General features: G+C 73.5%; 21 protein-coding genes. 10 read left to right on the forward strand and 11 right to left on the reverse strand.

Annotated features, from left to right (window positions below; genetic code table 11):
• Positions 1-51: 51 nt before the first annotated feature.
• From ACZ4V6_RS10770 to ACZ4V6_RS10780, 3 genes are read right to left on the reverse strand one after another with little or no spacing between them, the layout of a single operon-like run.
• Complete coding sequence (locus ACZ4V6_RS10770) at positions 52-1,122, reverse strand: threonine aldolase family protein (RefSeq protein ID WP_467824943.1); 1,071 nt, start codon at positions 1,120-1,122, stop codon at positions 52-54.
• Positions 1,119-1,865 carry an SDR family NAD(P)-dependent oxidoreductase gene (locus ACZ4V6_RS10775; RefSeq protein WP_467824945.1) on the reverse strand — a complete coding sequence of 249 codons (747 nt, stop codon included), beginning with the start codon at positions 1,863-1,865 and terminating at the stop codon, positions 1,119-1,121. The genes ACZ4V6_RS10770 and ACZ4V6_RS10775 overlap by 4 nt, the downstream gene beginning before the upstream one ends.
• 59 nt (positions 1,866-1,924) lie before the next feature.
• Entirely contained in the window at positions 1,925-3,322 is a 1,398-nt protein-coding gene (locus ACZ4V6_RS10780) for a DUF6421 family protein (RefSeq protein WP_467824947.1), read from the reverse strand.
• Positions 3,323-3,550: 228 nt separating this feature from the next.
• Between ACZ4V6_RS10780 and ACZ4V6_RS10785 the strand changes: the two genes are divergently transcribed.
• Entirely contained in the window at positions 3,551-4,234 is a 684-nt protein-coding gene (locus ACZ4V6_RS10785) for a glycerophosphodiester phosphodiesterase (RefSeq protein WP_467824949.1), read from the forward strand.
• A gap of 31 nt (positions 4,235-4,265) precedes the next feature.
• On the opposite strand, the gene ACZ4V6_RS10790 is transcribed toward ACZ4V6_RS10785, so the two are convergent.
• Positions 4,266-4,805, reverse strand: a complete 540-nt coding sequence (locus ACZ4V6_RS10790) for a GNAT family N-acetyltransferase (RefSeq protein ID WP_467824952.1) — start codon at positions 4,803-4,805, stop codon at positions 4,266-4,268.
• A gap of 76 nt (positions 4,806-4,881) precedes the next feature.
• Between ACZ4V6_RS10790 and ACZ4V6_RS10795 the strand changes: the two genes are divergently transcribed.
• Positions 4,882-5,274 (forward strand): VOC family protein, encoded by a 393-nt coding sequence (locus ACZ4V6_RS10795; protein ID WP_467824955.1) that lies wholly within the window; start codon positions 4,882-4,884, stop codon positions 5,272-5,274.
• A 100-nt stretch (positions 5,275-5,374) separates the two neighbouring features.
• Positions 5,375-6,139: a VOC family protein gene (locus tag ACZ4V6_RS10800; RefSeq protein WP_467824958.1), complete on the forward strand. Its 765-nt coding sequence runs from the start codon at positions 5,375-5,377 to the stop codon at positions 6,137-6,139.
• A 29-nt stretch (positions 6,140-6,168) separates the two neighbouring features.
• Here the strand turns inward: ACZ4V6_RS10800 and ACZ4V6_RS10805 are convergent, their stop codons facing one another.
• On the reverse strand, positions 6,169-6,744 hold the full coding sequence (locus tag ACZ4V6_RS10805; RefSeq protein WP_467824961.1) for a MarR family winged helix-turn-helix transcriptional regulator: 576 nt from the start codon (positions 6,742-6,744) through the stop codon (positions 6,169-6,171).
• Positions 6,741-8,438 carry an FUSC family protein gene (locus ACZ4V6_RS10810; RefSeq protein WP_467824963.1) on the reverse strand — a complete coding sequence of 566 codons (1,698 nt, stop codon included), beginning with the start codon at positions 8,436-8,438 and terminating at the stop codon, positions 6,741-6,743. Before ACZ4V6_RS10810 ends, ACZ4V6_RS10805 begins: the two co-directional genes overlap by 4 nt.
• Before the next feature lie 187 nt (positions 8,439-8,625).
• On the opposite strand from ACZ4V6_RS10810, the gene ACZ4V6_RS10815 reads away from it, so the two are divergent.
• The 3 genes from ACZ4V6_RS10815 (at position 8,626) to ACZ4V6_RS10825 (ending at position 10,964) form a co-directional block, all read left to right on the forward strand.
• Positions 8,626-9,186 (forward strand): DUF5134 domain-containing protein, encoded by a 561-nt coding sequence (locus ACZ4V6_RS10815; RefSeq protein ID WP_467824966.1) that lies wholly within the window; start codon positions 8,626-8,628, stop codon positions 9,184-9,186.
• Positions 9,187-9,555: 369 nt separating this feature from the next.
• Positions 9,556-10,227, forward strand: coding sequence for a phosphatase PAP2 family protein (locus tag ACZ4V6_RS10820; protein WP_467824969.1), 672 nt, complete (start codon positions 9,556-9,558; stop codon positions 10,225-10,227).
• A 110-nt stretch (positions 10,228-10,337) separates the two neighbouring features.
• Complete coding sequence (locus ACZ4V6_RS10825) at positions 10,338-10,964, forward strand: HAD-IA family hydrolase (protein WP_467825616.1); 627 nt, start codon at positions 10,338-10,340, stop codon at positions 10,962-10,964.
• A gap of 13 nt (positions 10,965-10,977) precedes the next feature.
• On the opposite strand, the gene ACZ4V6_RS10830 is transcribed toward ACZ4V6_RS10825, so the two are convergent.
• Positions 10,978-11,709, reverse strand: coding sequence for a TioE family transcriptional regulator (locus tag ACZ4V6_RS10830; protein ID WP_467824971.1), 732 nt, complete (start codon positions 11,707-11,709; stop codon positions 10,978-10,980).
• Between the two features lie 58 nt (positions 11,710-11,767).
• Here ACZ4V6_RS10830 and ACZ4V6_RS10835 point away from each other — a divergent pair, with 58 nt between their 5' ends.
• The gene (locus ACZ4V6_RS10835) at positions 11,768-12,970 is read left to right on the forward strand and encodes an erythromycin esterase family protein (RefSeq protein ID WP_467824973.1); all 1,203 of its coding nucleotides are present in this window, start codon (positions 11,768-11,770) and stop codon (positions 12,968-12,970) included.
• A 188-nt stretch (positions 12,971-13,158) separates the two neighbouring features.
• Positions 13,159-13,875, forward strand: coding sequence for a TetR/AcrR family transcriptional regulator (locus ACZ4V6_RS10840; RefSeq protein WP_467824976.1), 717 nt, complete (start codon positions 13,159-13,161; stop codon positions 13,873-13,875).
• Here the strand turns inward: ACZ4V6_RS10840 and ACZ4V6_RS10845 are convergent.
• Complete coding sequence (locus tag ACZ4V6_RS10845; protein WP_467824978.1) at positions 13,863-15,365, reverse strand: LVIVD repeat-containing protein; 1,503 nt, start codon at positions 15,363-15,365, stop codon at positions 13,863-13,865. The two genes, ACZ4V6_RS10840 and ACZ4V6_RS10845, sit on opposite strands and share 13 nt — an antisense overlap.
• Positions 15,366-15,571: 206 nt before the next feature.
• Between ACZ4V6_RS10845 and ACZ4V6_RS10850 the strand changes: the two genes are divergently transcribed.
• Complete coding sequence (locus ACZ4V6_RS10850; protein ID WP_467824981.1) at positions 15,572-16,228, forward strand: DUF305 domain-containing protein; 657 nt, start codon at positions 15,572-15,574, stop codon at positions 16,226-16,228.
• Between the two features lie 22 nt (positions 16,229-16,250).
• On the opposite strand, the gene ACZ4V6_RS10855 is transcribed toward ACZ4V6_RS10850, so the two are convergent.
• Positions 16,251-16,706 carry a DUF6214 family protein gene (locus ACZ4V6_RS10855; RefSeq protein ID WP_467824984.1) on the reverse strand — a complete coding sequence of 152 codons (456 nt, stop codon included), beginning with the start codon at positions 16,704-16,706 and terminating at the stop codon, positions 16,251-16,253.
• A gap of 157 nt (positions 16,707-16,863) precedes the next feature.
• Entirely contained in the window at positions 16,864-17,223 is a 360-nt protein-coding gene (locus ACZ4V6_RS10860) for an ArsR/SmtB family transcription factor (RefSeq protein WP_467824987.1), read from the reverse strand.
• 152 nt (positions 17,224-17,375) lie between these two features.
• On the opposite strand from ACZ4V6_RS10860, the gene ACZ4V6_RS10865 reads away from it, so the two are divergent.
• Positions 17,376-18,455: an NADH:flavin oxidoreductase/NADH oxidase gene (locus ACZ4V6_RS10865; protein ID WP_467824989.1), complete on the forward strand. Its 1,080-nt coding sequence runs from the start codon at positions 17,376-17,378 to the stop codon at positions 18,453-18,455.
• A gap of 46 nt (positions 18,456-18,501) precedes the next feature.
• On the opposite strand, the gene ACZ4V6_RS10870 is transcribed toward ACZ4V6_RS10865, so the two are convergent.
• Positions 18,502-19,260 (reverse strand): PaaX family transcriptional regulator C-terminal domain-containing protein, encoded by a 759-nt coding sequence (locus ACZ4V6_RS10870; RefSeq protein WP_467824992.1) that lies wholly within the window; start codon positions 19,258-19,260, stop codon positions 18,502-18,504.
• Positions 19,261-19,285 lie beyond the last annotated feature (25 nt).

Raw genomic sequence — 19,285 nt, forward strand, 5'->3', positions numbered from 1 at the left:
GTCAATGACTTTTCAGGTGACCGCATACCTATGCATCAATGGCGGTGTCTCCTAGCGCGCCGTCTCCTCCTTGAGCGCGGCGACGAACGCGTCCACGTCGTCCTCCGTGGTGTCGAAGGCGCACATCCAGCGCACGTCGCCCGCGGCCTCGTCCCAGAAGTAGAAGCGGAACCGCTTCTGCAGGCGCTCGCTCACCTCGTGCGGGAGCCGGGCGAAGACCGCGTTGGCCTGCACGGGGTGGAGGATCTCCACGCCGTGCACGGCGCGTACGCCCTCGGCCAGACGCTGGGCCATCTCGTTGGCGTGCCGGGCGTTGCGCAGCCACAGGTCCTTGGCGAGCAGGGCCTCCAGCTGCACCGAGACGAAGCGCATCTTGGACGCCAGCTGCATGGACAGCTTGCGCAGGTGCTTCATGTGGCGCACGGCGTCGGGGTTCAGGACCACGACCGCCTCGCCGAACAGGGCGCCGTTCTTGGTGCCGCCGAGCGAGAGGAGGTCGACGCCGACCGCGTTGGTGAACGTGCGCATGGGCACGTCCAGGGAGGCGGCCGCGTTGGCTATCCGGGAACCGTCCAGGTGCACCTTCATGCCGTGCGCGTGGGCGTGCTCGCAGACGGCCCGGATCTCGTCGGGCGTGTAGAGGGTGCCGAGTTCGGTGCTCTGGGTGAGGGAGACGACCTGCGGCATCGCGCGGTGCTCGTCGTCCCAGCCGTACGCCTGCCGGTCGATCAGCTCGGGGGTGAGCTTGCCGTCGGGGGTCGGCACGGTGAGCAGCTTCAGGCCGCCGACCCGTTCCGGCGCCCCGCACTCGTCGACGTTGATGTGCGCGCTCTCGGCGCAGATCACCGCGCCCCAGCGGTCGGTGACCGCCTGGAGCGCGACGACGTTGGCACCGGTGCCGTTGAAGACCGGGAAGGCCTCGGCCGTCGGCCCGAAGTGGCTGCGGATCACCCGCTGGAGGTTCGCCGTGTAGTCGTCCTCGCCGTACGCGACCTGGTGCCCGCCGTTGGCCAGGGCCAGGGCGGCGAGCACCTCCGGGTGGGCGCCGGCGTAGTTGTCGCTGGCGAATCCGCGGGTCCCGGGGTCGTGATGACGACGCGCGTCGGTCTTCGGTGGGTTCACGGCTTGTCGGTCAGCCACAGACGGTTTCCGTTCACTTCCGCGGCGGGCTTCTCCCAGACTCCGGCGACCGCCTCGGCCAGGTCCCCGACGTCCGTGAAACCCGCGAACTTCGCGTTGGGGCGCTCGGCGCGCATCGCGTCGTGCACCAACGCCTTGACCACCAGGATCGCAGCCGCGGAGGTCGGCCCCTGCTCGCCCCCCGCCTTGCGGAAGTAGTCCGCCATGGCCAGTGTCCACGCCTCGGCGGCGGCCTTGGCGGCCGAGTAGGCGGCGTTGCCCGCGGTCGGCTGCGACGCGCCCGCGGCGCTGATCAGGACGTAGCGGCCGCGGTCGCTGCGCTGGAGCGCCTCGTGGAAGGCGAGGGAGGTGTGCTGCACGGTGCGCACCAGCAGCTTCTCCAGCAGGTCCCAGTCGCCGAGGTCGGTCTTGGTGAAGGTCTGGCTGCCGCGCCAGCCGCCGACGAGGTGGACCAGGCCGTCGACGTGGCCGAAGTCCTTCTCGATGCGGTCGGCCCAGGCCCGGGTGGAGTCGAGGTCGAGCAGGTCGACCGTCTCACCGGTGACCGTGGCGCCGCCGTGCGCGTAGCGCGCCGCGTCCACCGCCTCCGCCAGCCGCTGAGGGTCGTTGTCCGAGCCGACGACGGTCGCGCCCGCCTCGGCGAGCCGCAGCAGCGCGGCCCGTCCGGCGGGTCCGCCCGCTCCGGCCACCGCGATCACCGCGCCGTCGAGCGCCCCGTTCCCCATGGTCCTCGCCTCCCGAGCCCGTGCCTGCTGAGCCTGTTCCCGCGCGCCCGTGCCGTCGCTCACGCGGCGACCCGCTCGGCGTCGTCGGCCGTGATGCCCTTGGTGGAGGCGATCACGTTCTTCAGTTTCCTGGACAGCGCCTCGTAGAACATGCTGAGCGGGAACTCGTCCGGAAGCACGTCGTCGACGAGTTTGCGCGGCGGCTGGGTCAGGTCCAGGGCGTCGGGGCCCTTGGCCCACTTCGAGCCCGGGTGCGGGGCGAGGTAGGCGGAGACCAGCTCGTAGCCGGCGAACCAGTGGACGAGCTTGGGGCGGTCGATGCCGTCGCGGTAGAGCGTCTCGATCTCGGCGCACAGCTGGTTGGTGACCTGCGGGGCGCGCTGCCAGTCGATGAAGAGCTTGTTGTCCGTCCAGCGGACGACGTCGTGCTTGTGCAGGTAGGCGAAGAGGAGCTGGCCGCCGAGACCGTCGTAGTTGCGCACGCGCTCGCCGGTGACCGGGAAGCGGAACATGCGGTCGAAGAGCACCGCGTACTGCACGTCGCGGGCCTGCGGGACGCCGTCCGCCTCCAGCTTCACGGCCTCCTTGAAGGCGGTGAGGTCGCAGCGCAGCTCCTCCAGGCCGTACATCCAGAACGGCTGGCGCTGCTTGATCATGAACGGGTCGAAGGGCAGGTCGCCGTGGCTGTGGGTACGGTCGTGGACCATGTCCCACAGGACGAACGCCTCCTCGCAGCGCTTCTGGTCGTGGACCATGGCGGCGATGTCCTCGGGCAGTTCGAGGCCGAGGATGTCCACGGCGGCGTCGGTGACGCGGCGGAAGCGGGCGGCCTCACGGTCGCAGAAGATGCCGCCCCAGGAGAAACGTTCCGGCGCCTCGCGCACGGCGATGGTCTCCGGGAAGAGGACGGCCGAGTTGGTGTCGTAGCCGGCCGTGAAGTCCTCGAAGGTGATGCCGCAGAACAGCGGGTTGTCGTAGCGGGTGCGCTCCAGTTCGGCCAGCCAGTCGGGCCAGACCATGCGCAGCACGACCGCCTCGAGGTTGCGGTCCGGGTTGCCGTTCTGCGTGTACATCGGGAAGACGACCAGGTGCTGGAGGCCGTCCCTGCGGTCCGCGGCCGGCTGGAAGGCCAGCAGGGAGTCGAGGAAGTCGGGCACCTGGAAACCGCCGTCGGCCCAGCGGCCGAGGTCCTTCACCAGCGCCTCGTGGTACGCGCGGTCGTGCGGGAGCAGCGGGGACAGCTCTCGCACGGCCTCGACGACGCGGCGCACGGCGTCCTCGGCGGCGGCGCGCTCCGGGGCGCCCTCGGCGTCGAAGTCGATCGACCCGTCCTTGGACTGCCATGGCCGGATCCGCTCCACGGCATCCTTGAGCACGGGCCACGCCGGGTGCTCCACCACCCTGCTCACCGGAGGAACCTTCTCCTCCGCACCCACCTGCACAAGAATTTCCGTCATGTCCCATCCTCCACGGGAGAAGCTTGCGTCAGGACACCGTATGCACACGAGGTTTCTCCCAGCAAGGGGCACCTCCGTAAATTATCCTGCCCCACCCCACCCCACACCGCATTTCTTCCTGCGGGACACCGAAGTCCGTATACCACGCGTGGCAAAGGGGAAACGGTTCCGCAGGGCCGTCGGACCGCCGCCCTGCCATCGCCGACGTCGACGGAAGCGAGTCGAGCCTTGAACTTCCTCACCATCGGTCACCGCGGAGTCATGGGCGTCGAGCCCGAGAACACCCTGCGTTCCTTCGTCGCCGCCGAGCGGGCCGGCCTCGACGTCGTCGAACTGGACCTGCACCTGAGCAAGGACGGCGCGCTCGTCGTCATGCACGACGCGGACGTGGACCGCACCACCGACGGTACCGGCGCGATCGCCGACAGGACACTCGGGGAACTGCGCGCGCTGGACGCGGGCCGCGGGGAGCGGGTCCCGGTCTTCGAGGAGGTCCTGGACGCCGTCTCGGTGCCGTTGCAGGCCGAGATCAAGGACGTGGCGGCGGCGCGGACGCTGGCCGAGGTGATGCGCCGGCGCGATCTTGTGGACCGGGTCGAGGTGATCTCGTTCCACGACGAGGCCGTCGTCGAGATCGCCCGGCTCGTGCCGGGGGTGCGGACCGCCCTGGTCGCGCAGTACTACGGGCCCGAAGTGGTGGACCGCGCCGTCGAGGCCGGCGCCGCCACCCTGTGCCTGGACATCAACCGGATCACGCTGGAGGTCGTGGAACGGGCCCGCGAGGCGGGCCTCAGGGTCTTCTCCTGGACGGTGAACACCCAGGACCATCTGCGGCTGGTGCGCGCCCTGGGGCTGGACGGCGCGACGACCGACTACCCGGAGATCAAACGCACCGGCCGCTTCACGGCGTGAACGCCATGGGCCGGGCGTCACGGGGTGGGTCTCAGGTCAGCGGCTTGACCAGCAGCTCGAAGCACAGGTCGTCCCGCTGCGGGATGCCGAAGCGCTCGTCGCCGTAGGGGAAGGGGGTCGTCTCCCCCGTGCGGCGGTAGCCGCGGCGCTCGTACCAGGCGATGAGGTCCTCGCGCACGGAGATCACGGTCATGTGCATCTCCGTCACGCCCCACACCTCGCGGGCCTGCCGCTCCGCCTCCGCGATGACCTTCTTGCCGAGCCCTTCGCCCTGGAGCGCCGGGCTGACGGCGAACATCCCGAAGTAGGCGTGCTCACCGCGGTGCTCGAGCTGGCAGCAGGCCACGATCACGCCGTCCCGCTCGACCGTCAGCAGGCGGCTGTCCGGCGACTTGACGACCTCCAGCACGCCCTCGGGGTCGGTGCGCTGTCCCTGGAGGATGTCCGCCTCGGTGGTCCACCCGGCCCGGCTGGACTCGCCCCGGTACGCGGACTCCACGAGCGCGACGAGCGCGTCCACGTCGGCGTCGGTGGCGTCGCGGAAGGTCAGTCGGCCGGTGGCGGTGTCCATGGGGTGTCTCTCCGGTTCGTTCTCGGGCGAGGCGCGGGCACCGATGAGCGTAACGCTCCCGTTAGGCTCCGGACGCATGGTGCATGTACTCAGCAGCCGGATCCTGCTCCGTCCCACCGACCCCGACCGGTCCCGCGCCTTCTACGGCGAGCAGCTCGGCCTCGCCGTCCACCGCGAGTTCGGCACCGGGCCCGAGCGGGGCACCGTGTACTTCCTCGGCGGCGGTTTCCTGGAGGTCTCGGGCCGTTCCGAGGCGCCCCCGTCCCCCGCGCTCGCGCTGTGGCTCCAGGTCGAGGACGCCTCGGCGGCCGAGGCGGAGCTGCGGGCGAGGGGCGTCGAGATCGTCCGGCCGCCGGTCAGGGAGCCGTGGGGGCTGGTCGAGATGTGGATCGAGGACCCGGACGGCACGCGGATCGTGCTGGTGGAGGTGCCGGCGGACCATCCGCTGCGCTACCGGCCCGGGATCTGAGCACCGGGGCGGCGGGCGCCGGATGGCCGCGGCCCCCGCCCGGCCTTAGCGTGCTGGGGGGAGGGAACGGTCTGCGGCCCGGCGGAAGGACCCCGACGCGATGAAGCTCCACGAACCGGTGACCGGCGGGCCCTGCTGGGCGGAGCTGGGTACCAGTGACCTGGAAGCGGCCGAGCGGTTCTACACGAAGCTGTTCGGCTGGCGCCCCGAGACGGATCCCCGGCAGCAGGCGGATGGTTGCACGATCGCCCGTCTCGACGGCGCGGCCGTCGCCGGGCTGACGCCCTTGGGCCGGCGGGCGCAGCCCGTCGCGTGGAACGTCTCGTTCGCCGTGGCCGACGCGGACGCCGCCGTGCGGTGGGTGACCGCGGCGGGCGGGGCGGTGCCGCAGGGCCCGGTGGACGTGTTCGACGCGGGCCGATCCGCGGTGGCCGTCGACCCGGCCGGCGCGGTGTTCCAGCTGTGGCAGGCCGGAACCTTCCCGGGCGCCGGGCTGTTCAACGCGCCCGGCTCGCTGGGCTGGGTGGAACTGCTGACCCGGGAGCCCGGCCGGGCGGCGGACTTCTACACCACCGTGTTCGGCTGGAGCGTCACCACGTCCGCGCGCTATCCCCGGTGGTCGGTCGACGGCGCGGACTTCGGCGGCATGGTGACGATGGACGAGAAGTTCCCGCACGAGGTACCGGCGCACTGGCTGCCGTACTTCGCCGTGGCGGACGTGAACACCGCCGCGATCGACACGACCGACAGCGACGGCACCGTGCTCATGGAGCCCACCTCCCTGCCCGACGGGCCGCGCATCGCGGTGCTCCGGGACCCGCAGGGCGCGATGTTCGGCGTGTACCGGGCGGGCGACGAGCGCTGAGCCGGGCCACGGCACCACCGCACGGGGCGTCAGATCCGCAGCGCGTCCAGGCGGCCCTCCAGCCGGCCCAGCAGCGCCCCGAGGAGCGCGGCCAGGTCGTCCAGCTCGGACGCGTCGACGCCGGACAGGACGGCCGACTCGTAGGCGAGCTGCTCGGGCAGCAGGCCGTCGACCAGATCGCGTCCGGCGTCGGTGAGGCGGACGTGGGCGACCCGGCGGTCGCGGGTGTCGCCGCGCCGCTCCACCAGAGCGCGCTCGGTGAGCTGCTTGAGGCGCTTGGTGACGGCCGCGCCGGAGGAGAAGGTCTCGCGGGCCAGCTCACCGGGGGTCAGCTCGTGTCCGGTGCGGCGCAGCGCGCCGAGCAGGTCGAACTCGGCGCGACTGAGGCCCGCCCGGCGCAGTGGGGCGTCCTCGGCCTGCTGGAGGAGGGCGGCACAGCGGTTGATGCGGCCGATGATCTCCATGGGGCCGGTGTCGAGGTCGGGGTGGACGGCCCGCCACTGCCGGACGACGGCGGCGACGGTGTCCCCTCCTGGTCCGCCCGGTCCGCCCGGTCCGCCGGTCGCGCTGCTCCCGGTCGCCGGGCCCCCGTCGATTGCGGTCATGGCCGTACGCCCTCCGTTCTCGTGCCCGTGTCCCGGTCCGCACGCGCTGCCTGGCGTCGCACCGTTGCGGCGAGCGTACGGTGTCCGGCCTGCTCGGCGAGCACGACCCTCTCCTGGGGCAGGGCGCGCTGCCACCACTCGCCGGCCGCGGCGTCGGCCGTGGCGCGCAGGTCGGTCAGGGCGGCGGCCAGGCCACGGCGGGCCGCGTCCAGGGCGCCGGGCGCGGGCTCGGGCTCCGTGAGGAGGCGGGCGGCGTGCTCGCGGGCGCGGTCGCCGGCGGTCACCGCCCGCTCGACGCGGTCGCCGGCGCGCCGGTTGGTGACGACGACGGCCGCGAGGAAGCCCACCAGGGCGCCGACGAGGGTGTCCACCACCCGTTCGGTGATCAGCTCGCCGGGCGCCTGGTAGCCGGGGAACTCGGTGATGAGCAGGGCCATCGGGGTCACGCAGACGGTGCCGAGCCAGTAGTTGCGGGTGATGAGGGCCTCGGCGCCGAAGTTGAGGGCGAGGCAGAGCAGGACGAGGAGGATCTGCCCCAGGTGGGCGAGCGGCGCGACGGCGGCGAACAGCAGTACTCCGGCGAGGTTGCCGACGACGCGCTGGACGGCCCGGCCCCAGGTCAGGGTCAGGTTGGCCTGGTAGAGGGCGGCGGCGGTGACCAGCGCCCAGTAGGGGCGGCCGATGCCGAGCGCCAGGGAGGCGTAGCCGGCCAGCGCGCAGCCGAGGGCGGTGCGCACGGCGATGGGGGCGAGCGGGCCGAGCCGCTGCCACAGGGGCGCGGGGCGGGCGGCGAGCTCGGCGTCCACGCCCAGCAGTTCCTCGGTGGCCGAGGCGTCGGCGCGGGGGTCGGCGGTGCGGGGTATGCGCCCGGTGCCGCGCAGGGCGCGGGCCCAGCCGCGCAGCCGCTCCGGATCCGCGTCGGCGGGTGCGGCGAGCGCGACCTCGGCGCGGACGACGAGGCGCTCCAGGGCGTGCCGGGTGGTGGCGCGGGCGCCGGTGGCGGGCAGGGAGAGCAGGGTCTGCCAGGCGGCCTGGACGGCGGCGTACCCGGCGGCGCGGGCCGGGGCGCGGCCGTCGCCGGTGCCGCGGGTGTCGGCGTACGCGGCGGCGGCGTTCAGGGCCTGGGCGGTGGCGCGGCGTTCGGGGCCGTGCGGGCGGACCAGGGCGGGCGCCATGCCGACGAGCCAGGCCCAGGCGCCGGCCGCGGCGCCCAGCGCCAGGTGGCCGGGGACCTGGCCGAGGGTCTGCGGGACGAAGAGGGAGGCGGAGCTGATGAAGGTGAGGACCACGTTGCCCGGCGGGCCGACGCGGGTGGCGTCGCACAGCGTCTTCTGCACGGCGGCCAGGAGGGCGCCGACGGTGACGAGGACGACGGCGTTGCGGGTGAGCGAGGCGGCGACCAGGGCGACGGCGACGCCGCCGAGCATGCCGAGCACCACCCACGCCAGGGTGCGGGCCCGGGCGGCGTAGGGGCGGTTGTGGGCGTAGAGCGCGCACAGGGAGCCGGCCATCGTGTACATCGCGAGGTCGAGCCGGCCGAGCGCCAGCAGGATCAGGTTGGGCGGGGCGATGGCGGCGACCGAGCTGAGGGCGGGCTTGAACCAGATCTCGGAGGGACGGCGCAGCCGCAGCACGCCGGTCAGGGACAGGCGGCGGCCGAGTGAGGCGCCGGGGGTGGGGGTCGCACTGCTCATGGAATGTAGTTTAACAGGTGTTTTACTAGTGAAAGATGACTCTCCGGTCACACACGCCCGCCTGTGACCTGCCCCGACCCTCCGTGCTCCGCCGAATGCCCCCTGTGCACTCCCTTGCGCTCGCGTGCGCACCGCGTCGCCCGGGCAGGCCTTGACCGACCGTCGAGCGTCGAGCGGGGAGGTGCGTGTGCACGGACCGGCATCGTCCGGCTGGCTGCTGGTCGCGCTGTGCGCGGCGACCGGGGCCTACTGCCTGCTGCGGATGCGCAGCGACGTCGAGGAGCAGCGCCGCGCGGCCGGCGGTGAGGCCCTCATGGGATTCGGCATGGCCGCCATGGCCGTGCCCGCGGCGGTGTTCACCCCGCCCCCGTGGGCGTGGCCCGCCTACGCGGTGGTGTTCGGCGGCGCCGGGCTGCGCGCGCTGTGGGCGGCCCGCTCGTCCCGGCACCACCTGCACCATCTCGTCGGGGCCGCGGCCATGGTCTACATGGCGGTGGTGATGGCGGGCACCCCCGCCGGCGCGCACGGGCACGGCCACGGGCACGGCGGTTCCGGGGTCCCGCTGCTGACCGGGGCGCTGCTGCTCTACTTCACCGGGTACGTGCTGCTGACCGGCGTGCGTCTGATACCCGTCGCGACCGTGGCCGGCGGCGGCCCGGCGGCCGGGTGGGGCGACCGGCCGGAGCTGGCACGGGCGTGCCGGCTGTCGATGGGGATCGCGATGCTGGGCATGCTGCTGACCATGTGAACGCCCGGCGCCCGCGGGACCCCCGCAGCGTCCGCACCCCTGATGTCCGCGGCCTGCCGCTCTCGGGCCTGCCCCACCAAGGCCGCCGCGGTTCCTTCCCGGGGGCCGGACCGGATCCTCGCGGTGTCCGGCTCTTCGGAGGGGGACCGGGCTCGGCGGCGCGGGCGGCCGGGCCGAGACCGGTCCGGCGGCCGGGCCGGGGGATTCGCGGGCGAGGGTGAGCCCGGCGACGGCGGGGGCGGAGTCGCTCGGTGCCGGTTCCGTGGCGGCGGACGTCGCGCGCCCCAGCGGGTGCGCAACTCCTCGGACCGGGCGGACACTTACGGGAGAAGGTGGCCTCCCGCACCCCGTGTCGGCGAGTATCGCAGCATGCACTCGCCGCCCGTCGCATCCCCGCCCCGTCCGCCGCAGCAGCGTGCGGTCGTCCGCACGGCCTGGGCCCTGGCCCTGTCCTCCATGGTGCTGATCGTCCTGGTCGCCGCGGAATGGCGCCCGTTGACCGGCTGGGACGAGGCCGTCTCGCGGACCACACACCGCTGGGCGGTCGACGAGACGGGCGTCACGCACGTCATGCGCGTCCTCACCGACTGGGTGTGGGACCCGTGGACGATGCGCCTGCTGTGCGCGGGGGTGGTGGTGTGGCTGTGGTGGGGGCGTGGGGACCGGCGGACGGCCGTGTGGCTGGCGGCGGCCTGTGCGCTGGGCAGCCTGCTGCAACAGCTCCTGAAGGCCGCGGTGGACCGCGCCCGCCCCGTCTGGCCCGATCCCGTGGACTCCGCGCACTTCGCGGCCTTTCCCTCGGGCCACGCCATGACCGCCGCCTTCGTGTGCGGTCTGCTGGTGTGGCTGCTCCACCACCACGGCGCCGCCCGCGGTCCGCGCCTGGCCGCGCTGACAGCGGCGGTGGTCTCCGTGGCCGGCGTCGGCGTGACCCGGGTGTGGCTGGGCGTCCACTGGACGACGGACGTCGTCGGGGGGTGGCTCCTGGGCGCGCTGGTGGTGGCCGTCGCCGTGTTCGCCCACGGCCGGTGGGTGCGGTGAGCACGGGGGCGGTGCGCCGGCGCCGCGCGGCCCCTTGGGATCCGCCCCTGGCCGCCGTCCTGTTCGACTTCTCCGGGATCCTCTTCCGCGTCGGATCCACCGACACCTGACTGCGCGTGGTGCTGGAAGCCCGGGATGCGGTGCTGTCCGGCCCCGAGCCGGCGAAGACCGCCCGGGCGCTCCGGGCGGCCGGCGCGCTGCCGGGCGGAACGCCTCCGCTGCGGGTGCCCGAGGAACTCGCCGGGGTGCGGGAGGTCCGGGACGAGAGCTCCGCGTCGCACCGGGCGGCGTACACCGGGCTGTCCCGCCAGGTGCCGCTGCCCGATCCCGGGCTGCACGACGCGCTGTACGACCGGCACATGACGCCGGAGGCGTGGAGCCCCTGTCCCGACGCCGCCGAGGTGCTGGGCGCGCTGCGCGAGCAGGGGGTCGCCGTGGGAGTGGTCAGCACCATCGGCTGGGACCTGCGCCCGGTCTTCCGCGAGCACGGCCTCGACCGGTACGTCGACACGTACGTCCTGTCGTACGAGCACGGCATCCGCAAGCCCGATCCCCGGCTGTTCGCGCTCGCCTGCGCGGAACTCGGCGTCGAGCCGGAGCGGACGCTGATGGTCGGCGACGACCGGCGGGTGGACGGCGGTGCGGCGGCCCTCGGATGCGGCGTGCACTTCGTGGACCACCTGCCGGTGGCCGAACGGCCCGACGCGCTGCGGGCGGTGCCGGCCCCGGTGCGCTGATCCGCCCGGGGTCTCATCCGCGCCTGCGCAGGTACGCGTCCAGCTCGGCGGCTCCGGTCAGCATCGCCCTCCCGCGGGCGGACAGCCGGCCGTGCCAGTCGCCCAGCGCGCCCTCCAGCGGCTCCAGACCGCCGGCCGCCCGCACCTGGGCGATCAGCGGGGCGATCTGCTCCAGCAGGTAGCCGCCCCGCCTGAGCTGGTGGGCCAGCCGGGCGTCCCGTACGTCGGCCTCGTCGAAGACGCGGTAGCCGGTCCGCGGGTCGCGGCGCGGGCGCACCAGCCCGGCGCGCTCCCACTTGCGCAGCGTCGCGGGCCGGATCCCGAGCTTGCGTGCCAGCGGCCCGATGAACGTGCCGCCGGGCCCGGACACCGCCGCGGGCCCGGGCACAGGGGCGGACTCCAGGTCGCGCAGGGCGCCCTCCACGGCCCGGAGGGTCCGCCGGTCGCCGAGGAGCTGGGCGTGGCTCTCGTCGACGAGGCGGAACGCCTCGTCGTCCGCGCCCCGGTTCACGGCCCGCATGATCGACGTCGCCGTCCGGTGGCCGTGGCCGGGCACCAGGGCCAGGAACGCGCGCAGGGCCGCCGCGTGCAGCGGGGTGTAGGTGCGGTGGCCGTGGGGCGTGCGTGCGGCGGCCGGGAGGATGCCCGCCTCCTCGTAGTTCCTGATCGCCTGGGTGGACAGACCGTGCCCACGCGCGAGATCGACCGGCCTGAGCCGCTCACCGTTTTGAAGGTTTCGCCCCATGGAGCCGAAGATATCGCGCGAAAGTCTCCACCGAAGGTTCAACGATACGGTGGAATCCATGGCTACTGACATCAAGGACGGCGTCCATGCCGTCGAGGCCGCCGCCCTCATGGGGCTGCTCCCGGCCGGGCCGCGGCTCCTCGCGCTGGGCGAGCCCACCCACGGCGAGGACGCCCTGCTCCGCCTGCGCAACGAGCTGTTCCGGCAGCTCGTCGAGGAGGAGGGCTACCGGACGGTCGCGATCGAGAGCGACTGCATGGCGGCCCTGGCCGTGGACGACTACGTCACATCGGGCACCGGCTCCCTGGACGAGGTCGTGGAGCACGGGATCAGTCACGGATGGGGCGCGTCCGCGGCCAACCGCGAGCTCGTGCGCTGGATGCGCGCCCACAACGACGGCCGGCCCGTGTCCGAGCGGATCCGCTTCGCCGGTTTCGACGGTCCGCTGGAGATCACCGGTGCCGCGAGCCCGCGGCAGGCCCTCACCGCCCTCCACGGCTTCCTCGCGGCCCGGGTGGACGCGGACCTGCTCCCCTGCACCGGGGAGACGCTCGACCGCCTGCTCGGCGCCGACGAGCGGTGGACCGATCCCGCCGCGATGACGGACCCGGCCAGGTCCGTGGGCCGGTCGGCCGAGGCCGTCCGGCTGCGGCTGCTGGCGGACGACCTGGCGGCGCTGCTCGACACGCAGATGCCGCAGCTGAGCACGGCGGCCGCGCGGGACGACTGGGACCGGGCGTGCCTGTACGCGCGCACGGCGACCGGCCTGCTGCGCTACCACCGCTGGATGGCCGACGCCTCCCCGGCCCGCATGTCCCGCCTGCTGGCCGTGCGGGCGCAGATGATGGCCCACAACCTCCTCGCGCTCGCCGAACGGGGCCCGGCACTCGTCCACGCCCACAACTCCCACCTCCAGCGGGAGAAGAGCACGGTGCGGATGTGGGAGGGGCCGGTGGAGTGGTGGAGCGCCGGGGCGCTGGTGGGCGCCCGGCTCGGTGAGGAGTACGCCTTCGTGGCCACGGCCCTCGGCACGATCCGGCACCGGGGGGTGGACACGCCGCCGCCGGACACCGTCGAAGGACTCCTGTACGCCCTCCCCCGGGACCGCTGCGTCGTGGACGCCTCGCGGCTGGCCGGCGCCCTCGGCGACGCCCCGCCCGCGCCCCGCGTGTCCCCCTGGTTCGGCTACGCCCCGCTCGACCCGGCCCACCTGGCGGGCAGCGACGGCATCGTGTTCGTCAAGGACGTCCCGCGGAGCTGACGGCGCGGTGACGCGCCGCCACGGGAACCGGGGACGCCGTAGCCCAAGGCAACCATCGATGTGACCGCCCGTCCTGGACGATCCCCCGTGTCGCCCAGGACAGACGGTAGCCGGACGGACCCCGCCGAGGGCCGGTCCGCCTGCGCCGAGTATAGTTGGCTGGCAGCCAGTCAACGCAGGAGTACAGCATGTCCCCGCGCAGCGCCTCGGTCAATGAAGAGTTGCGGAGGCGTTCGAAGGAGCGGCTCCTGCAGGCCGCGGTGGAGCTGGTCGGAGAGCACGGGTACGACGCGACCACGCTCGGCGACATCGCCGACCGGGCGGGGTCGGCACGCGGTCTGGTCTCGTACTACTTCCCCGGCAAGCGCCAGCTGGTGCAGTCCGCGGTGCACCGGCTGATGCACCGCACGCTCGAGGAGGCCCTGGAGCGCGAGCCGCGCACCGCCGAGGGCCGGGAGCGGATGGCGCGGGCCATCGACGCGATCCTGGGGCTCGCCCGGGACCGGCCGGTGCTGATGCGCCAGCACATGGCGGGCCTGCTCCAGGCCGAGGGGTTCGTGCCGTGCCCCGAGCAGCGGCGGCTGGCCGAACTGCTGCGGGACACCGCGGCCCGGCACGGCTCCCGGGACGTCGACAGCGACTATCCGATGCTGCGCGCGCTGCTGATGGGCGCCGTCTTCGCCGCCCTGGTGCCCGGGGCGCCGATGCCCGTGCCGGTGCTGCGCGCCGAGCTGTTCGAGCGCTACCGGCTGGACTGGGAACTGGGTGTCCCGCCGGACGCCGGGGCGCCCGGCGGGACGTGCGACACGGATCTGTCGCGGTTCTTCGCGACCGGCGCGGCACCCGGGTGCCCGCCGCCGGCCGGTCCGGCGGGACGGACGGATTCGACGGATCAGTCGAAGTAGTCCGGCTGCGTCTGCACGTTGAGCTCGCGCAGGTGGACCCGCTGGGCCGGGTCGGTGCGCCGGTCGCTGAGCTTCAGGACGTCGAAGCCCTTGGCGATGTCGTTCGAGTAGATGTGGCCGTTGTAGTAGTACGCCGACCACGATCCGGCCGTGGCGAGCGAGTCGGTGCTCAGCGGGCCGCGCTCGAAGTAGGCGATCTCCTTCGGGCGGGAGGAGTCGGTGAAGTCCCACACGGAGACGCCGCCCTGGTACCAGGCCTGGACCATGAGGTCCTTGCCCTCGACCGGGATCAGCGAGCCGTTGTGGGCGACGCAGTTCTCGGTGTCCGCCTGGTGACGGGGGATCTTGAAGTAGCTGCGGAAGACCAGCTTGCGGTGGTCGCCCTTGCCGACGATGTCGTAGATGCCGTCGGCGCCGCGGTTCGGGCCGATCTTCGCGTTGCAGGTGGGCGCGCCGCCCCCGCCCAGCTCGTCGGTGAAGACGACCTTGTCCGCCTTCTGGTTGAAGGTCGCCGAGTGCCAGAAGGCGAAGTTGACGTTGTCCTGGACCCGGTCGATGACCTTCGGGTGCTCGGGGTCCTCGATGGAGAACAGGATGCCGTCGCCCATGCAGGCGCCCGCGGCCAGGTCCTTCGAGGGCAGGACCGTCAGGTCGTGGCAGCCGGTGGTCTTGGAGACGCCCGGGTTGGTGGGACCGCCCGGGTTGCCGCCGCCGTCGGGACCCTCGCCCGGGAACAGCACCGGGAAGTTCACGACCGCCGCCCGCTCGGGTGCGTCGCGCGGCACCTTGATGACCGAGATGCCGTCGTGCGGCGGCCGGCAGTCGGGGTAGGCCGCGTTCGGCGAGTACGAGGAGACGTACACGTAGACGTTCCTGCGCTCGGGCACCAGCGTGTGGGTGTGCGAGCCGCAGGCGGTCTCGACGGCGGCGACGTACTTCGGGTTGCGCTTGTCGCTGATGTCGAAGACCTTCATGCCCTCCCAGGACGACTTCTCCGTCGCGGGCTGGGTGGTGCTGTTGCAACTGCTGTCGCTGCGCGAGGAGTCGGTCGACAGGAACAGCAGGTCGCCGGAGACCGAGACGTCGTTCTGCGCTCCCGGGCACAGGACCTGGGCGACGGTCCTCGGCTTCTTCGGGTTGCTGATGTCGAAGATGCGGAAGCCGTCGTAGTTGCCGGCGAAGGCGTACTTGCCCTGGAAGGCCAGGTCGGTGTTGAAGCCGGGCAGCGCGTCCTTCGGGATGTTGGCCAGGTGCCGGATGTTGCCGGAGTGGACGATCTCGTCCTGGCCGGGTATCTCGCCGCTCGCGATGGCGTCGCGCGCCTCGGCGCGCGCGCTCGAGGACACTTCCTTCGACGTGGCCGCACCGTCCCCCGGGTCGGGGGTCGCCGCGGCCGGGACGGTCGTGAGCAGCGCGGCCACGAGTCCGGCGGCGGCTGCCGCGGCTCCCAGGCGTCTGCGCCGCGTTCGCGGGTCGCTCAACAGGATCACTGTTTCCTCCCTGCGTCCGTTCCCGTCGGAACGGTTCGCGCATCCCGCAGTATCGTCTTCGCCATGCACATACCAACAGGGGTCAACAAACACGTAATGAAGTTCCCCGATCGGCGGCGCGCGAAGGCGTGCTAGGACGGTCATCGCGCCCGTGAGGTGTTCCGCGCCCCTCCCCCGGAGGGGCGCCCCGGCCACAGGAGGTTGTCGTGCCCATCCGTCCCACGCCGATCCGCGCATCGCTCGTCACGGCGTCGCTGACCGCACTGGCCGCGCTCGGGCTCGGGGCCTGCGACTCCGCTCCGGAGACCGAGTCGTCGGCGGCGGCCGGGCCTTCGGTGATCGTTCCGGGCGAGCCCGGCGGGGCCAACCGGACGCTCTCGGCCGAGGAGGCCGAGCGGCAGCGCACCGACGACGACTCCCCCAACTCGGCGGACGTCGCCTACGCGCGGATGATGATCCGGCACCACGCCCAGGCGCTGGAGATGACCGGACTCGCGCCGGAGCACGCCGGGTCCGGGCAGGTGAAGAAACTCGCCGAACGCATCTCCGCCGCGCAGGGACCGGAGATCACGGCGATGAAGGGCTGGCTGACGTCCCACGGCCAACGGGAGACGGGCGGCGGGCACGACCATGCCGCGATGCCGGGAATGGCGACCGAGGCACAGCTCGGACAGTTGCGCGCGGCGGACGGCAAGGCCTTCGACCGGCTCTTCCTCACCCTGATGATCACCCATCACGAGGGGGCGATCACCATGGCCACGGACGTGAAGTCGCAGGGCAACAACGTGCAGATCGAGGAGATGGCCGACGACGTGGTCGCCCAGCAGACGAGCGAGATCGTGCGGATGCGCGGGATGCTCTGACGGCTCGTCGGCGGGCGGGTGTTCAGCGTCGTGCGCGGCGAGGGGGCAACAGGCCTTCGTCGCGCGCCCGGCCGATCAGCCTGAGCGACCTGCTCCGGCTGTGCCCGGTCGCGCGCATCACCGCGAGGACCGGGTCGGCGCCCTCCTCCCGGGCCGCCCGGTACTCCCGCGCGACGAGCCGGCGCTCCTCCCCGCCGCCCGGCCCGGCGGGACGGGTCCGTCGCGGCACGGCCGGGGGGCGGGCCGCGGAGGGCCGCACACAGGCCTCGAAGAGCGGGTTCTCCAGCCACTCGGCGAGCACGGACAGGTCGTCGAGGGACAGGGCCGGTTCGGCCCGTACGTCCTCGACGCGGACCCCGTCGTCGCGGAGCACGGCGAGCGCGTCGATGCGGGCGCCGTCGGCGAACGTCCAGCGGACGTCGAACCACGACGTGGTCGCGCCCCCCTCCCGCACCGCCCATGTGTGCCGCACGGACACCTCACCGTCGTCCGGACAGCGATCGGAAAGCTGAAGAGAACGATCAACAAAGGATGCTTCGAGCACCACCGCAACGTAACCGCACGATCACATCCCGAACGGACGACACACGCGCCCGCCCCCTCGGGCGGCACCCCGTCAGCGCATCCGCGTGCGGTCAGCCGGCGCCGAGACGGGCGGCCTGGCGGTCGGCCGCGGCCAGGAGGACGTCGAGGAGCCCGGGGAAGAGGGCTTCCAGGTCGTCCCTGCGCAGCCCGTTCATCTTGGCCGTGCCCCGGTAGGTCTGCCGGATCACCCCGCTCTCGCGCAGCACGCGGAAGTGGTGGGTGGTGGTCGACTTGGTGACGGGCAGGTCGAAGTACGAACAGGAGAAGAGTTCGTCGCTGCCGGCGGCGAGATCCCGCACGATCCGCAGCCGCATCGGATCGGACAGGGCGTGCAGCACGCCCTCCAGCCGGATCTCCGCGCGCGCCGGATGCGGCAGGTCACGGCTGCTGACGGCGGTGGCGGGGGTCACGGCGGCTCCAGTTCGTCCGGGAGGTCCCACCGCTCGGGAGCGATGCGGGAGGGGTTCTCATTGTACGAAGGCCGCCGTAGTTTGACATCTGCCGTACTACGAGAGTTACCGTACGAGACGTTCCCCGCACCGCGACAGATGGAGCAGCCCCCATGAGCGCCCTCTTCCAGCCCCTGAAGCTGCGCGACGTCACCATTCCCCACCGGGTGTGGATGCCTCCGATGTGCCAGTACTCGGCCGCGCCGGAGGGCCCGTCGGCGGGCGTTCCCGGCGACTGGCACTTCGCGCACTACGGCGCACGCGCGACGGGCGGCACCGCCCTGATCGTCGTCGAGGCCACGGCCGTCTCACCGGAGGGCCGCATCTCCCCGCAGGACCTCGGCCTGTGGAACGACGCCCAGGCCGGGGCCTTCCGCCGGATCACGGACTTCCTCCGCGCGCACGGCACGGTCCCCGCCGTCCAGCTCGCCCACGCCGGCCGCAAGGCCTCGACCGACCGGCCCTGGAAGGGCGGTGCGCCGGTGGGTCCGGACGCGCACGGCTGGCAGCCGCTGGCACCCAGCGCGCTGGCCTTCGACGAGCGGCACCCGGTGCCGGCCGAACTGACGGGGGCGCAGATCCAGGAGATCGTGGGCCGGTTCGCGGACGCCGCCCGCCGGGCCCTCGCGGCCGGGTTCGAGGTCGTCGAGATCCACGGCGCCCACGGGTACCTGATCCACGAGTTCCTCTCGCCCCACTCCAACCACCGCACCGACGGCTACGGCGGCTCCTACGAGAACCGCACCCGCTTCGCCCTCGAGGTCGTCGACGCCGTACGCGCGGTGTGGCCCGAGGACAAGCCGCTGTTCTTCCGCGTCTCCGCGACCGACTGGCTGGACGGGGACGGCTGGACGCCGGACGACACCGTCCGCCTCGCCCGCGACCTCCAGGCCCACGGCGTCGACCTCCTCGACGTGTCGACCGGTGGCAACGCCGCCCGGGCGGACATCCCGACCGGGCCCGGCTACCAGGTTCCGTTCGCCGCGCGCGTGAAGGCGGAGACCTCGCTGCCGGTCGCCGCCGTCGGTCTGATCACCGACGTCGAGCAGGCGGAGAAGATCCTCGCCAACGGCGAGGCCGACGCGGTGCTGCTCGGCCGCGAGCTGCTGCGCGACCCGTCGTGGGCGCAGCGGGCGGCGCGGGAGCTGGGCGGCGAGGTGCGGGTGCCGGACCAGTACGGCTGGGCCGTGTGAGGCGACCCCCGCACGGGGCCGCGCCGGCCGTCCGCGCCGGCGGGGCTCAGGAGCCGTCCGACCGGACCCGTCCCGCCTGTTCCCGCTGGTAGGCCGTGTAGGCGTCGCGCAGGGCCGCGCCCGGCCAGCGGGGCGGCAGGAGTTCCGGCGGCAGGACCGGGTCGGCGAGCAGATGCCGTACGACGGCCGCGAAGGCGGTGAGCCGGTCGGCCGGCCGCCGTGCCCCCTCGACACGGGTGAGCAGGGCCCGGGCCGTCGTGGCCCAGGGGTCCAGCGGCCACAGCTCCGCGGCCAGCTCGCGGGCCGGCCGCGCGGGGCGGGCGGTGCACCGCTCGGCCACCGCGTCGAGGTCGCCGGGCAGCGGGCGGCTCAGGTTGGCGGGACGCAGCCACACCCCCTCGCGCAGCTCGGCCAGGCGCAGCGCGGCGAGCCGGGCGCGCAGTTCCGCGCGCCGGGCGGGACCGCGTCCGGTCGCGGTGATCACGACCATCTCCCAGTCGCCGTCCCACGCGCGCGTGCGCGGGCGTACCGCCTCGTCCTGGCGCCGCTGGCGTTCGAGGAGCCGCTCGCTCAGCCGGTAGCCGGTGCCGGTGCGCCGCAGGTCCCCCGCGCTCACCATCCGGCTCAGCGCCGCCCGCGCGGTGGACCCGCCGACGTCGAAGCGCTCCACGAGCCGCACCAGGTCCCTGACCGGAAGCTCGGGGGGATGCGTACCGAGCAGCAGGCTCAGCACGACCGACCGCGCCGACAGCGGACGCGGCACCGGCTCGTCAAAGGGCGCGGGGTCGTCGATCGGCGGGGACACGCACGTACTGTACGTGCCGCGCCCG

The organism is Streptomyces sp. NPDC029152, from assembly GCF_055564355.1.

What these genes read in the sequence shown, in the direction of transcription:
- ACZ4V6_RS10780 (WP_467824947.1), bottom strand. Translation starts at nt 3,322, where the DNA reads ATGACGGAAATTCTTGTGCAGGTGGGTGCGGAGGAGAAGGTTCCTCCG.
- ACZ4V6_RS10800 (WP_467824958.1), top strand. Translation starts at nt 5,375, where the DNA reads ATGAAGCTCCACGAACCGGTGACCGGCGGGCCCTGCTGGGCGGAGCTG.
- ACZ4V6_RS10830 (WP_467824971.1), bottom strand. Translation starts at nt 11,709, where the DNA reads ATGGGGCGAAACCTTCAAAACGGTGAGCGGCTCAGGCCGGTCGATCTC.
- ACZ4V6_RS10865 (WP_467824989.1), top strand. Translation starts at nt 17,376, where the DNA reads ATGAGCGCCCTCTTCCAGCCCCTGAAGCTGCGCGACGTCACCATTCCC.
- ACZ4V6_RS10775 (WP_467824945.1), bottom strand. Translation starts at nt 1,865, where the DNA reads ATGGGGAACGGGGCGCTCGACGGCGCGGTGATCGCGGTGGCCGGAGCG.
- ACZ4V6_RS10795 (WP_467824955.1), top strand. Translation starts at nt 4,882, where the DNA reads ATGGTGCATGTACTCAGCAGCCGGATCCTGCTCCGTCCCACCGACCCC.
- ACZ4V6_RS10810 (WP_467824963.1), bottom strand. Translation starts at nt 8,438, where the DNA reads ATGAGCAGTGCGACCCCCACCCCCGGCGCCTCACTCGGCCGCCGCCTG.
- ACZ4V6_RS10805 (WP_467824961.1), bottom strand. Translation starts at nt 6,744, where the DNA reads ATGACCGCAATCGACGGGGGCCCGGCGACCGGGAGCAGCGCGACCGGC.
- ACZ4V6_RS10790 (WP_467824952.1), bottom strand. Translation starts at nt 4,805, where the DNA reads ATGGACACCGCCACCGGCCGACTGACCTTCCGCGACGCCACCGACGCC.
- ACZ4V6_RS10840 (WP_467824976.1), top strand. Translation starts at nt 13,159, where the DNA reads ATGTCCCCGCGCAGCGCCTCGGTCAATGAAGAGTTGCGGAGGCGTTCG.
- ACZ4V6_RS10835 (WP_467824973.1), top strand. Translation starts at nt 11,768, where the DNA reads ATGGCTACTGACATCAAGGACGGCGTCCATGCCGTCGAGGCCGCCGCC.
- ACZ4V6_RS10820 (WP_467824969.1), top strand. Translation starts at nt 9,556, where the DNA reads ATGCACTCGCCGCCCGTCGCATCCCCGCCCCGTCCGCCGCAGCAGCGT.